The organism is Paenibacillus wuxiensis (assembly GCF_040195695.1).
GTDB classification, from domain to species: Bacteria; Bacillota; Bacilli; order Paenibacillales; family Paenibacillaceae; genus Paenibacillus_B; species Paenibacillus_B suaedae.
Window position 1 is genome coordinate 70,418 of the sequence record NZ_JBEFZI010000014.1, and the last position, 13,393, is coordinate 83,810.

Below are 13,393 nucleotides of genomic sequence, written 5' to 3' on the forward strand. Positions count from 1 at the left end.
CGTAAGAAACAAAAGTGTCCTGCTATTGTAGTTCAGGCAGAAAAACGTAAAACTCAAGCTTAAGCTTCTTTTTTACCTATACGCTTGCTTCGAATATACGAATGTAGGATATACACCGTTAATACGGTGAAGTAAAAAAGATAAACAATGAAATATAAGAACATTACCTCAAAACTAATCCCTGCTTTATCATTTGAATCCAAAAATAATAGATCTACTGGAATAAATCTTTCTTTTTCTCTATCAAGCACAAAGTGTTTACTCGAACATGGAAAATCGCTGATGCTGATTACTTCATTTCCGTGATGCCCTGTCAATTCCGGGATTTTCACAGATGACGTCACTGCATTCCAATTATGTCCAGTCTTCCAGAACCCGAATTCTTGAATCAATTTTGTTTCAACTTTGATGTTATCGACATCCCCACCGCAATAATCAATGAATAGTTGATGCAATGCCTGTTCAATCATTTTACTTGCTGCGTAATCTTGATAGAGCCATTTCAATAGAGGCAAACTAATGACAATAAATAAAACTAGAAATTTTATTGCTCGCCTTCTCGTCATGTAATATCCTCCACCAGAACAGATTGAAATTGTACACCTGTGTGCCTCATCCGATATCTATTTCGCGGTGTTCCCTTTTGACTCTTACTGTCATTTACGATCAATTCCGGCGAAAACAAATATCCTTGATGGGATATGTGCTTTCGCCGGAAAATGTGCCGCTATATTATAGTAGTTGAACTCGATTCGGGAAAAATTGATCCGTTATCGTATATGTCCATGTTGCAGAAGGAATCTTCAAATCCTCATCATTAAAATGAAGCTCGCTGCCGCCCGAATCGATGTTGGAAAAATGCTCGAGCACTTTCTGCACTATGACCCCATCAATCTGCTCAAATGCTGCGATGACGAGTCGATTGAACTCATCCAACGGATTGTTGTTTCCGAGGCTCTCCAAATGGATGCCTTCCTTCACATAGGCGACATACGCTAAATGGTCAGCCCAGCATTGATCCATGATTGCCAGAAGCACTTGTCTCTCAGCCGAATGAACAGTTGGCACACCGAACTTTTCACATAACAGCTCATATCGCTCTGGTGCATAATTAGCAATAATGTTAGATATTTGTCTCCCATGCAGGATTTCATTGCGTCGATTGAGAAAGATCATTCGCTGCTGCTCCAATAAATCTGCGTATTTGTTCAACGTCTTCTTCATATCCAGATGCTGTCCATCCACAACTCGCTGTACATGCTCAATCAACTGCAAGATTCGGCTATCATTCAAGGGCTCGTCCTGCTTACGAGCAAGGAGATCATTTGGCAGTACCTCAGCAAGACCATATCGAATGAATAGATCATCCTCCAAGCTAATCATGTAACGTGAAGTTCCTGGGTCTCCTTGACGTCCCGCTCTCCCTCTTAGTTGATTATCAATTCTCGCATGCTCATGTACATTCGTTCCAATTACATAAAGGCCGCCCAGACTTGCTATTTTCTTATAGTCTTCCGAGCTTCCGCCGCCAAGGAGGATATCTACTCCCCTGCCTGCCATATTCGTAGACACCGTAACAGCCCCTAGCATGCCTGCCTTGGCGATAAGCTCGGCTTCTTCCCAGTCGTTGTACGCATTGAGAACCTGACAGGATACTCCATTCTTCCGCAGTGCTTCAGCATATTGATTCGATTCCTCAACGCTGGACGTTCCGATCAGGATGGGTCTCCCTGTTCGATGGACAGCCCTAACTTGATCCACAATGGCTTGCTGCTTCGCAGCTCGATGCGTAAATACCATATGCGGCTCATCTACTCTTCGACTGGCCTTGTTGGGCGGAATGGAGATCACTTGAAACCCGTACATGTCCATGAACTCCTGAGCTGCCAACTGTGCTGTAGCCGTCATACCGCATTTCTTTGGATACAAATGAAGCAGATGCTGTAGCGTAATGGTTCCTAGCATCTGGCCATTCGTGCGTATGTCCAATCCTTCCTTCGCCTCTACCGCTGCCTGCAGCCCATCCGGCCAATGCCTGTGCTGTGCGATTCGACCCGTACATTCATCAATGAGCTGGACTCGCCCATTCCTCACTATATAATGTACATTTCTCTTCAAAAGCGCCTCAGCATGCAGCGCGCATTGCAGCATAGTCAGTACGTTAATATTGTGATCCTCGTATAAATTGCCGCAACCAAGCGTGGCTTCCACTTTATCGATGCCAGAGTCTGTAGCGTATACATTGCGCAGCTCCTGGTCTGTCTCATAATCTTCTCCAGAAATGAGTTGCTTAACAATGCCTGCATAAGACACCGCATCCCGCTTCGAGACTCCCCTCTCACCCGCAATGACTAAAGGGACTCTCGCCTCATCAAGCAGAATCGAGTCAGCTTCATCAACTAGTGCAGCATGAAATGGGCGCTGGACGAGTTGCTCTGTGTCCCTAGCCAGCGAATCCTCCAAGTAGTCATAACCTGCCTGCTTGGCTGTCAAATACGTTATGTCAGCAGCGTATGCTCGCTTTCTATCCTCAGAATTGCGCCCCTCCGTAATACAGCCAACTGTTACGCCTAAATATTCATAAATAGGTCTCGTCCATTCTGCATCTCTGTTGGCCAAATAATCATTGAATGTAAGAACATGTACCCCGCGCCCTGACAAAGCTTGCAAAAAGGCGGGGAGAACGGCGGCTAACGTTTTACCCTCACCAGTTTGCATTTCAATGATGCAGCCTTCATGTAAAGCCATGCCCGCGAGCCATTGCACGTCATATATTCGGATTCCCTTCACTCTCCACACGGCCTCATCAACCAGTGCTGCTGCCTCCATGACATCCTGATCCGATGATACTCCCTTTTGAATCCTTATTTTCATCGTTTTCGCACGCTGCATGATTTTCGAATCACTCCATGCATGTGCATGAAGCTTCCTCATTTTTCTCACTTGCTCCAAGTAAGGCCTCAGCTTCCGATTGCGATATTTCTCGCTCCATTTCTCAAACCATTTACTTGTCATTCTCGTACAGTCCTCCTTACATTGAGCGTTTCTATCCGCACAAAAGGAGGTGTGTGTCAGGTTCCTTCCAAAGGTGGTAACGAACAAGAATCAACTGATTTCGAATACGAATAAATTCATATCCCTGAACAAGATGATTAGAGAGTGGCCGGTCATCGCCTTGTTGCTCTACAGTGACATGTACCTTGCCTAGATATAGGAAGTTCTCCATAAAGAGAAACACACAGTCCTGTACCCGTTCGAAGTCGAGATCACCTGCTAGCAGGCGTTGAAACATGACATATATCCGAATGAGATAGTCGATTTCTTGAGCATGATTAACTTGGTTCATCATCTAACCTCGTCTCACATCCATATTTTACCTTGTAAAGAGTGTATCTATTTCTCTCTCCCGCGTCAAAGAGAAGTTGAGTTCTTGCGGGAACATGCTCTATTGGGATGCAATCTGTAGCAGTCCGCGGAACCCATGATTTGACGGGCTTTTTGCCAATGGACTTCCGTTCTGGAAGGCTGAATTCCGTACGTTTCTGTTGATGTTTTACATCACTTTCACATCAACGTTTTGAATACTTGAACTCATCGCTTGCCAGCGATGCGTTCTCCCGCCCTTGGGTATTATTAAAATTAAAAATTGACCCAAATGAGAACAGGTTTTCGGCAATAGCCAGTCCTACTGCAGAAATACACCCAATTACCCCTAAAGTCTCTACTTTTGAAGTATTATAGAATTTATCTCCATCTGTAATATACATGCCACCTGTGTAAGCACTCAGCCATTCGGCAGTTGTTTGGGTCCTTGTTCAATTACTTCATCAGGTATAGCTTCAATTAGGTATAGGGTTTTTTCGCCGGGAGGAGGGGTTAATTTGAATAAAAAAAATATCTTTTTTGGGTTAGTGGTTCTAGTTATTGCTATTATGGGTTTTATTATTTCTCGGACACAAGTTGGAACATTCCAAGTGATCTTTAATATTTTTGCAATTCTAGTAATTATCCTGATTTCTCTTCTGTTTTTTAGAAAAAAATCGTAAAGCTGACATGAATATAAGTAACGTATTTTTGACTCCACGTGCTTTACCAAGCGTTTCAAGAGGCGTACAACAAGCGAGAAAACAACGAGACTAGTTTGGTCCCTTAATCGGTGGCTTTTCGCTGAAAAGTAGAATATGCTCGCCGTGGTTGCCCACTGGCTCTTTTGTAAAGGAGCTAGGATCTTGCAGGATCGTAGTCTCTTTTTTTATTGTATCCAGCAATCAAACATATTGTTTCATCACCTAGTTTTGAGCCACTACATAGATTTCTTAATGCTTTTAACTTAAAAAGGTTCTTGCCCAACATATCACTTGCACGCCACCTTTTCTCCACAGGTACAGGATTTCCAATGTCCGTTTCATTCCTATATAGGGAAGCATACTTCATACATATGACTTCCATTTCGACCCATGGTAATATGAGGAATGATAATTAGAATTGCTTAAGAGGGGGACTTTCCATTGGAGACAAAGAAAAAAATCATGGTCATCTTCGGAACGAGACCGGAAGCGACGAAGATGTGCCCAGTCGTTCAACAGCTGAAGCAGCATTCCGATTGGTTCGATACCAAGGTTGTCGTCACGGGACAGCATCGAGAGCAGCTCTATCAGGCACTCTCTCATTTCTCGTTGTCACCGGATGTTGACTTAAGCTTAATGAAGGAAAATCAATCGCTAGCCTACTTCACCTCTGCTGCAATCGCAGGGCTGGATAATATCATTTCAGAAGATAGACCGGATATGATTCTTGTTCATGGCGACACGCAAACGGCGATGTGCGGCGGACTAGCGGCCTTCTTTCACAAAATCCCTGTCGGGCATGTAGAAGCAGGCTTGCGTTCCCACAACAAATACTCCCCATGGCCAGAGGAGGTCAATCGCAGAATTGTAGATGTCGTAACCGATCTGCTGTTCGCGCCTACCTCAGTTGGGAAGGACAATTTACTTCGTGAAGGGTATGATGCTGGGCATATTTATATAACGGGGCAAACAGCTGTAGATGCTGCGCTGCAGACATACCAAGAGGATTATACATTCCATGAAGCTTCATTAAATGAGCTGATTCACCACCGCGGAAGACTTATTACGGTTACTGCTCATCGCCGGGAGAACTATGGGGAACCGATGCAGCACATGTTCCAAGCGATTCGTCGTCTTGTAGACGAACATCCTGATACGGCTGTCATTTATCCTGTCCATATGAGCCCAGTCGTGCGGGATGCAGCACATACTCTACTGTCTGGTCATGAACGGATTCACTTGCTGAACACATTGGAGTATCCAGATATGATTAACCTGCTTGCTCGCTCTTATCTCATAATGAGTGATTCCGGTGGTCTGCAGGAGGAGACAACGGTATTCAACAAGCCGCTCGTGCTGATGCGAGATACAACGGAACGGCCAGAAGCCGTGGCCGCCAATATGGTTGCACTGGCTGGAACAGAGGAAGACATGATTTTCAACATTGCCAACCGACTGCTTGCGAATGAGCAGGCCTACCAAGACATGACCAAGTCCAGCAATCCGTTTGGTGATGGACAAGCTTCCAAGCGGATCGTGGACATCATTGCGCATCACTTCGGCTTTGCGTCGGAACTCCCTGTTCCATTCGTAGGCTAGAGAACGATAAGTTCAATCATCATGATCTAACTGTTCCGAATTCCATCCAAGTTGTAGTCTTATAAAAAAGATTGATCATTAAAAACAAAGTATGCGTATTTAAAATAAAGATTGATCATTTATAAAATTATTTTCCTGTAGTGGTGAAAAATACATTGCTATTATCTCAGTGTAACTTTTAATGGGAAAGGGGTTTATAGGTGAATAAAGAGAGCGATCGTTTATATTTCATCGATAATCTAAAAATAGCTTTAATTATGCTTGTAGTAGCTCACCATGCTGGACAAGCATATGGACCAGGTGGTTGGTGGTATTTTATGGATGATGAATCTATCAACTGGTTGGGCAGGTTTTTCTCTGTAAATGCAGCATTTTTTATGAGTATGTTTTTCTTTTTATCAGCCTATTTTCTCCCTCAATCAATCGCGAGAAAAGGGCCGAAACGGTTTTTAAAAGAACGGCTTATTAGAATTGGTATTCCATTACTACTTGGATTTCTCGTGATAATTCCTATTCTGATGTATTTATATTACATTAATTTCAGAGATTATGAACCCATCTCATTTTTTTCTTACTATGTTAATATATTTTTTGGACTTGGTAATGAACCCTCGAACTGGTCCGGGCCATCATGGCCTGATATGCAATTTGGACATTTATGGTTTTTAGAGCATTTACTTGTGTATGCGGTTGTTTTTTCAGTCTGGACCTTCTTTACATCTAAGAAAACAACAAAAAAATTTGATGGAAGCATTAAGGTTTATCAGATTCTCTCCCTGTGGTTGATCGTTAGTTTAGTGACTTTCATTACAAGGATATGGTTTCCTATTGATCATTGGACAGCTTTCGTAGGATTTATTCAAACAGAATTTGCACATGTACTACAGTATGTGAGTTTCTTTTGTTTAGGCATTATGGCCTATCATCGCAAATGGTTTTTAACTTTGAGTGCGAGAGTAGGATACATCTGGCTTATTATTGGAGTATTAATAGTAACTATTTTGTATTTTGGAGGGAATACGGTAGATCCTTTTCTTTTAAAGGGTGGACAAAACTTTGGTTCGTTGACTCGATCATTAATTGAGACGTTACTGTGTATTTCGCTTGTAATCGGTCTTCTAATTTTATTTAGAGAAAAAATTAACGGCACTAATCGTTGGTCAAAGAGGTTATCAAACAATGTATTTGTTGTTTATTTCATCCATGTGCCAGTAGTTGTCTTCCTTCAATATACATTGACTGACCTACCAATACCGGTCATGGCTAAATTTCTTATAACGGCATTTTTAGGAATCATTCTAAGTTTTTTGCTAAGTCATTTTGTATGGCGAAAGATTCCATACCTCAAAAAAATGATGTAAAGGAAATAATTTTTAGATAAATGGAAAAGCCAGCATTATTGCTAGCTATTGTCTTAGTAGGATAATGAGTAAAAATAATGATTCTTGTTCAACTAACGGAGGCGTTAGTTTAAGTCAATGTTTGTAGCACCTTCTTAATCAATATTTTTTACAAAGCAACAACAAAAGAGTTCGAACATATTTGATATATTTAATATGTTTGAACTCTTTATTTACATATGTTTGAATGTCGTTACCCTAGGATAAATTTTTAATAAAGTTTGATTAAAATTATCATTTCTAAGGAATATTCTATGTACTAATATTTCCATGAAGTTTTGCAAGGAGGATATACTATGAGTCTAGTAGATTGATTAATCAGATTTTAAATAAGAGGAAGGTAGTAAATCGATTTTAAGAGGTGTTCAAAAGTGAATAATTTAATGATTAATGCTGATTTTGGGAAGTTGTGGTTTCATAATATATCTAAAATCCTAAGTGAACGTTTTCGCGAACTAATCATACCTATTATCATATTGGGTCTGTCTGGATCACCATTAATGACTTCATTAGTGCTTTTATTTCAGAGAATTAGTTCCGTGTTTTTTTCTATTCCAATAGGTACTTGGATTGAGAAAAAGAACCTAGTTTTAATTTCTTCGATCTGTAATTTCATATATGCTATATTATTGTTTCTACTGGCATATTTAATAACAATCGACATAACGAGCCTTTTTGTTATTGGGCCAATATTATTTTTCATGGGTTTAGTGGAATTGATGTTAAATATTGCCTTTTCAGCTATGTTACCTAAAATTGTTGGGAGGCAACGTTTATTAAGTGCTAATAATTCATTAGAAGCCGCTGATGCGATTGTAACCTTAATTGGTCCAGCCTTAGGTGGAATTATACTTGCGAAATATGGCCCGAACATTTCCTTAACTATTTGCGGTAGTTTATTACTTGTTTCAATGTTATTTATTTCACTTATAAAATACCGAAATGTACGTAAGGAAACGGATGATAAGCCCATGAAGGGAAAACAGAAACTGAAGAGTTTCATTCGGGATTCCCAAGAAGGTGTAAAGTACCTCTATGCTAATGGAGCTCAAATTGTATCGACAATTTCAGCTTTGGTTCTCGGATTTTCAACCAGTTTTATTGTGCTTAGTGTTACCATTCATTCTAAATATACTCTCCATTTTTCAGAAGAGCATATTGGAATACTATTATCTTGTGCTGGTATAGGTAATGTCGTTGGCGTTCTTATAATGAACAAATTTAAAAATGCAAACTGGTTATATCTTCTCAGTACTTTAATGATTATATCTTCATTTGGTATTTTATTATTGATATCAAATTCATTTATCACCATGTGTTTCGGAATGATAATCTTTGATGGGGCACTTTCTATGGCATTTGTTGTTCAGATAACTGTTCAACAGGGGATTACTCCAGACTATTTGATCGCCAGGGTTCGAAGTTCCATATACGTTTTTGGTGGAATTGCAGCAATGATAGCGACTATACTATCTGGTTTGATTTCTGAATGGAACTCTACGGCAGCATTGGCATTTGGATCATTGGTTTTATTAGTCAATGGCTTGTTTATTTTTAAATATAAGAAGCAAGGAGTAGCAATGGATAAAATCAGTCCAATTCATGCTACATCCAAAAGTAGCTGAATGATGGAAAGACTTATTCCGGGCGCAGACGACAAAAGGGTTTAGGGATAAGACCATTCAGAAAGCAAAAAACCGCTAATATCCATATTGGGTTTCTCTTTTTTTGATAATAACCAATTATGGGGAAAGTTTGTGAATATATAAACTTAAACGATCGGGTGCTTTAGTTAAATAAGAAATGATCAAACAATATTATGAAAATTTATATTTAATCAAATAATAAACCGTTATTTTGATCAATCTCTTTTCAAAATAACGGTTTTTTGATCTCGGGGCACGAATCCACCAATTTCTTCATCCAACGCTTTGATCAAATATTTTGGGCATAGCGCTCACTCGGCATTTTCGTCAACACGACATATAGACAGGAAACGGCATCTGTTCCGCTTCGGTAAGAGAAGCTCTCATCACCAGTAATATGAAGGATGTCACCTTCGGCAACTCCAGTCTCCACCCCATCACTATTCACGATCCCGCTTCCGTCCAGAACTAGAACATTAACGTTTGCGCCCGGATGACGATGTGTCGGCAATTCGGCTCCCGGACTGAAGTTCAGTACGAATATCACATTTTCCTCATCCTTATGAATAATTCGTTTCGTAAATTTGTTCTCTACATATTCTTGATACTCGGTCACGTGATTTTTCTGCATGAGCTCTCACTCTCCTGGATTTTAGTTGTAGTTCCTTCTTACCCTATTTCACACAAAGCCAATCCTTCAATTATCACGAAAGTATACATTTATCTCATGGCTTCCTTTTTGACTTTTTAGACTTCATCCCCAAGTACTTCTATTATATTGAACTTGTTTACATACTTTGTGATTCCAATCACATTTAGGAATATCCAAATATACCGGCCTACAACAGAGGGCTGCTCACTTACTCACCTCCGCTTGCATTCATTGCCTAAAAATTGTACGATCGATAAGAATTCAATCACAAAACGTTAGAATTGGAGAATGATCCATGATCAATCAAATCGGACAAGTTATGCTGTATGTCAATGATCAAGACCAAGCGGTTCAATTTTGGACAGAAAAAGTCGGATTCATTGTCGTGTCGGAAGATAACAACGGGCATGGAATGAAGTGGATTGAAATTGCACCTGCACAAGGCGCACAGACATCCTTCGTGCTCCACAATAAGCAGCTTATTGCCGAAATGCAGCCAGAACTCAACCTAGGGACACCTTCGATCATGCTGTTCTCCGACAATCTAGATGCACTGTATGAAGATTTCAAGAACAAAGGCATTACAGTTGGTGATGTTGTGTCAATGCCTGGTGCCAGGGTATTCAACTTTGCTGATGATGAGAATAACTACTTTGCCGTTATGGAACGAAAGTAAGCGATATGTTGCAGAATGCAGCGCCATCATATCCTGTGGTGGCGTTTTTGCTTGTACGGCAGCATTCTAGACAACACACCATTGCATGATTGAAGCATGAGAAATTAGTGTAAGATAGTATAAGGTGATTCATCCATGAAAAGGAGGTTCTCATTCATGAGCCGCCAAGAGCTGCAAGAGAGACTGAAAATGAGGGACGTTGAAATCCGTCACGGCGAGCAATTCAACGCTCTGCTGCGCTATGTATTCCAAGTGACCAATCATGATCTGCAGGCGCTCGGATGGGAGAATCGCGAAATCGCGCAAGCGAAGCTGCCCATACTGAAGCAGGCCGATGTACTAGGATGGTTCGATGGCGACAAGCTGATATCCCAACTCGCCGTGTATCCATTCCAAGTGAATATATTCGGTCAAATCTACGAAATGGGTGGACTAACAGGTGTCGGAACCTACCCAGAATATGCCAATCTTGGCTTAATGAATAAATTAATGCGTCAAGCACTGACGAACATGCGCAAGCGCAAGCAATCCGTGTCCTACTTATATCCTTACTCCATCCCGTATTACCGTCGCAAAGGCTGGGAAATCATCTCTGATAAAATCTCATTCGATGTGAAGGACACTCAGCTGCCGAAGCTCAAGACGGTTCCTGGCAATGTCGAACGCGTCACCATTGAGCATCCGGATGTACGGCAAGTCTATCATCGCTTCGCCCTGCTGACACACGGCGCTATGCTGCGCAACGATCTGGCGTGGGAAGAATACCTGCGATGGGATCTCGATGACATGACGGTTGCAGTCTATTATGACAGTAACCATGAACCTACAGGATATTTGCTCTATTGGATCGCCGAGGAAGTGTTCTATATGAAAGAAATGGTGTATGTCAATCAAGAGGCACGCAACGGGTTATGGAACTTTATTAGCGCACATTTCTCCATGGTGACCCGTGTGAAGGGACATATTTACACGGATGAGCCGCTTGCGTTCCTGCTCGAGGACAGCGATATTAAAGAAATTATTGCACCCTACTATATGGCACGAATCGTGGATATCGGATTGTTCCTGGAGCAGTATCCGTTCCAGCCGCAAGAAGCTGAATGCAGCTTCACCTTCGTACTTCATGATCCGATGCTGGAATGGAATCAGGGCGTATTTACATTAACCGTAGATAAGCAGGGCAACGGGCATCTTACCAAAGGCGGGAATCAGCGAGATGCTGAATTCGATATTCAAACCTTGACGACGATGCTTATGGGATACAAGCGTCCATCCTACTTGGCGAAAATCGGTCGATTCCAAGCCAACGAGGCCACCATCGACCTGCTGGAGAAGCTCATTATTCGGCAGATCCCCTACTTCTCTGACTATTTCTAAATATACGAAGAAGAGAGCACATCCGGCTCCCCTACGGGTTCGGTGCGCTCTCTTTCACGTGATGGACTTTTTTAATGAATCGCCATTATTAATTTTTGTATGTTCTATTTGTTTAAGAGCTTAGCATTGTTCTATAAATTTGTTTACAGAGTAGCCATCCCATCAACCTGGCAAATGCGCCTGCAGCATTCTCTTCACTTCGTAAATATCCGTTAAGGCTTGTGCCTCCTGATCCGAATATTTCTCACAAATCATTTTTACAAATACAAACCCGAATTCATGCAGCAATATCGCGAGGAACAACTTATCGATGAACGCTTCGCGGCTGCATCCTATCTCTCTCCTAAACAATTGAATCAGATCCGCATCAAAATCAAACAAAGAGAACAGGATTGGCGGGTACTCATACTCGGCAGGAGCGATCGTACTGTCCGCAAAGTCGATAATGAACAATTGGCCTCCATCATCCACCATCACATTTTCCGCTGTAATATCTCCATGTACATATACGGGTTGGGATATCGGGCTTTCTGTCACGATTTCAGCAATTTGCGCCCGGATGGACGCTGAAAAGAAGTTCCATCTCGTATTGCGTATAACCCTCTGCTTTATTGCACTTGCATCAACGTGCTCCGAAGGCAACGTATTCAGCTTGTCCAAATTAGCAAGCAGCTGCTTGACGAACGCTTCCTTCTGGGGTAGTGTCCAGCCTGTGAGTACCTTCCCCGCTTCCTGTCCTTGTATAAAGTCCATGATGATGTATCGGAACAAATACTTATCTTGAATATAGGACGTTGCGATCACATTCGGTGCGTGGATCCCCTGCTGGATAGCGTGCTCCATGGCACTTATTTCTGCTTGATAATCCGCATCTGTATTCGCTCCGGATTCCTTGGGTGCAAATATTTTAATCACATAGCTGCCGGCACGAAATACCGCATTTGTACCCGGCGTCAACTGGAATATGTGCTCTGCCCCGCTCAGATTTTCTTTTCGGTAGATGACTTCAATGAGCTGTCGAAAATCTTCAATCGATTGATACACCGCTCCCCATGAATCCCAGTTGTGAATCTCTTTTGCAAAAGCGTGACTCATTGTCTCTCCCCCACAAACTCATGATGCACTACTTATCCCGTCTGCGATACAAATCAAAAGATTTATATCCTTCGGCCAAGATGGCCTTCATCTCTTCAAGCCTTTTGTCCTGTGTTTCCTTCCGCTTAGCACTGTACACGTAACGCGCCCAATCCTTCTGATATCCCGGTGTCAGGCTGTTATAAAACCCCAGTTCCGCACTGCCTGCTAAATATGCCTGAATATCTGCAACATGCTCAACATAATCATCAACGCACTGGCTCTTTTTTGGAGATGCTGATTTGACTGCTTTTTTGGCTTCGGACTTCAAGCCGATTACGGTAAAGACGTCATCCAAGCTAACCATCCGTGCAAATTTAAGTTCACTGCTTCCTACATAGCCGTCCTCATTAACGAATCCGATGCTGAAGAAGCTGTCGCGTTCAATATATTGCTCGTATTTAGGATTATTTTTCTTCGGGTAAGCGGTAAATAGATATCCCTTGCTGTTCAGCAGCTGCTTATCGATAACCATTTGTACCAGCTCTGTAAATTGCTCTAGCGAGTAGATGAAGGCAAAAATAAGATCATAGCTGTCCCGCTTGATCGAAGTGTCATAATCCAACCCGTCGAATTCCACAATGTCGTCAGGTTTGTTCAATATTAATTTCACCGGATATTTGTTCACATTCAATTTATCAATGATGCTCTTCTTGGAGTTCTGGTTCATACCGTGTCATTTCCTTCCCTTATCGTGCTGTCCATTATTATACGCAATCAAATCCTTGATGCAAACGTTATGCCATCCGTATCTCAAGCTACACACTAATCATGCTATAAAACCACGCTACAAAACCACAGATGCTAAATGACTACCCGTACTTTACATGGCTTACATTCGA

Annotated in this window: 12 protein-coding genes; 5 read left to right on the forward strand and 7 right to left on the reverse strand. The window is 41.7% G+C overall.

The features are described from left to right. Nucleotides 1–59 precede the first annotated feature (59 nt). The 4 genes from ABN764_RS25980 to ABN764_RS25995 form a co-directional block, all read right to left on the reverse strand. Nucleotides 60–566, reverse strand: a complete 507-nt coding sequence (locus ABN764_RS25980; RefSeq protein ID WP_446673520.1) for a hypothetical protein — start codon at nucleotides 564–566, stop codon at nucleotides 60–62. A 166-nt stretch (nucleotides 567–732) separates the two neighbouring features. Then, nucleotides 733–3,015, reverse strand: coding sequence for an accessory Sec system translocase SecA2 (gene secA2, locus ABN764_RS25985; RefSeq protein WP_446673521.1), 2,283 nt, complete (start codon nucleotides 3,013–3,015; stop codon nucleotides 733–735). Nucleotides 3,016–3,046: 31 nt separating this feature from the next. Continuing rightward, nucleotides 3,047–3,349, reverse strand: a complete 303-nt coding sequence (locus ABN764_RS25990; RefSeq protein WP_446673522.1) for a hypothetical protein — start codon at nucleotides 3,347–3,349, stop codon at nucleotides 3,047–3,049. A gap of 220 nt (nucleotides 3,350–3,569) precedes the next feature. Beyond that, on the reverse strand, nucleotides 3,570–3,767 hold the full coding sequence (locus tag ABN764_RS25995) for a hypothetical protein (protein ID WP_446673523.1): 198 nt from the start codon (nucleotides 3,765–3,767) through the stop codon (nucleotides 3,570–3,572). Nucleotides 3,768–4,508: 741 nt separating this feature from the next. Here ABN764_RS25995 and wecB point away from each other — a divergent pair. The 3 genes from wecB (at nucleotide 4,509) to ABN764_RS26010 (ending at nucleotide 8,691) form a co-directional block, all read left to right on the forward strand. Next, nucleotides 4,509–5,666, forward strand: a complete 1,158-nt coding sequence (wecB, locus tag ABN764_RS26000; RefSeq protein WP_446673524.1) for a non-hydrolyzing UDP-N-acetylglucosamine 2-epimerase — start codon at nucleotides 4,509–4,511, stop codon at nucleotides 5,664–5,666. 200 nt (nucleotides 5,667–5,866) lie between these two features. After that, nucleotides 5,867–7,027: an acyltransferase family protein gene (locus tag ABN764_RS26005; protein WP_446673525.1), complete on the forward strand. Its 1,161-nt coding sequence runs from the start codon at nucleotides 5,867–5,869 to the stop codon at nucleotides 7,025–7,027. Between the two features lie 410 nt (nucleotides 7,028–7,437). Beyond that, on the forward strand, nucleotides 7,438–8,691 hold the full coding sequence (locus tag ABN764_RS26010; protein WP_446673526.1) for an MFS transporter: 1,254 nt from the start codon (nucleotides 7,438–7,440) through the stop codon (nucleotides 8,689–8,691). Between the two features lie 310 nt (nucleotides 8,692–9,001). On the opposite strand, the gene ABN764_RS26015 is transcribed toward ABN764_RS26010, so the two are convergent. Then, entirely contained in the window at nucleotides 9,002–9,343 is a 342-nt protein-coding gene (locus ABN764_RS26015) for a cupin domain-containing protein (RefSeq protein ID WP_446673527.1), read from the reverse strand. A gap of 316 nt (nucleotides 9,344–9,659) precedes the next feature. Between ABN764_RS26015 and ABN764_RS26020 the strand changes: the two genes are divergently transcribed. After that, nucleotides 9,660–10,040, forward strand: a complete 381-nt coding sequence (locus ABN764_RS26020; RefSeq protein ID WP_446673528.1) for a VOC family protein — start codon at nucleotides 9,660–9,662, stop codon at nucleotides 10,038–10,040. A 156-nt stretch (nucleotides 10,041–10,196) separates the two neighbouring features. Then, on the forward strand, nucleotides 10,197–11,417 hold the full coding sequence (locus ABN764_RS26025; protein ID WP_065292801.1) for a GNAT family N-acetyltransferase: 1,221 nt from the start codon (nucleotides 10,197–10,199) through the stop codon (nucleotides 11,415–11,417). Nucleotides 11,418–11,579: 162 nt separating this feature from the next. Here the strand turns inward: ABN764_RS26025 and ABN764_RS26030 are convergent, their stop codons facing one another. Together ABN764_RS26030 and ABN764_RS26035 are read right to left on the reverse strand one after the other, a co-directional pair. Beyond that, nucleotides 11,580–12,512, reverse strand: a complete 933-nt coding sequence (locus ABN764_RS26030) for an aminoglycoside phosphotransferase family protein (protein WP_446673529.1) — start codon at nucleotides 12,510–12,512, stop codon at nucleotides 11,580–11,582. Nucleotides 12,513–12,540: 28 nt separating this feature from the next. Beyond that, a complete protein-coding gene (locus ABN764_RS26035) occupies nucleotides 12,541–13,221 on the reverse strand; it encodes a YdeI/OmpD-associated family protein (protein WP_446673530.1) in 681 nt (226 codons plus the stop codon). Between the last annotated feature and the right edge of the window lie 172 nt (nucleotides 13,222–13,393).

Bases quoted from the DNA above. Each gene is read 5' to 3' on its own strand.
- ABN764_RS25980 (WP_446673520.1), bottom strand. From the start codon at position 566: ATGACGAGAAGGCGAGCAATAAAATTTCTAGTTTTATTTATTGTCATT.
- secA2 (WP_446673521.1), bottom strand. From the start codon at position 3,015: ATGACAAGTAAATGGTTTGAGAAATGGAGCGAGAAATATCGCAATCGG.
- ABN764_RS25990 (WP_446673522.1), bottom strand. From the start codon at position 3,349: ATGATGAACCAAGTTAATCATGCTCAAGAAATCGACTATCTCATTCGG.
- ABN764_RS25995 (WP_446673523.1), bottom strand. From the start codon at position 3,767: ATGTATATTACAGATGGAGATAAATTCTATAATACTTCAAAAGTAGAG.
- ABN764_RS26015 (WP_446673527.1), bottom strand. From the start codon at position 9,343: ATGCAGAAAAATCACGTGACCGAGTATCAAGAATATGTAGAGAACAAA.
- ABN764_RS26020 (WP_446673528.1), top strand. From the start codon at position 9,660: ATGATCAATCAAATCGGACAAGTTATGCTGTATGTCAATGATCAAGAC.
- ABN764_RS26025 (WP_065292801.1), top strand. From the start codon at position 10,197: ATGAGCCGCCAAGAGCTGCAAGAGAGACTGAAAATGAGGGACGTTGAA.
- ABN764_RS26030 (WP_446673529.1), bottom strand. From the start codon at position 12,512: ATGAGTCACGCTTTTGCAAAAGAGATTCACAACTGGGATTCATGGGGA.
- ABN764_RS26035 (WP_446673530.1), bottom strand. From the start codon at position 13,221: ATGAACCAGAACTCCAAGAAGAGCATCATTGATAAATTGAATGTGAAC.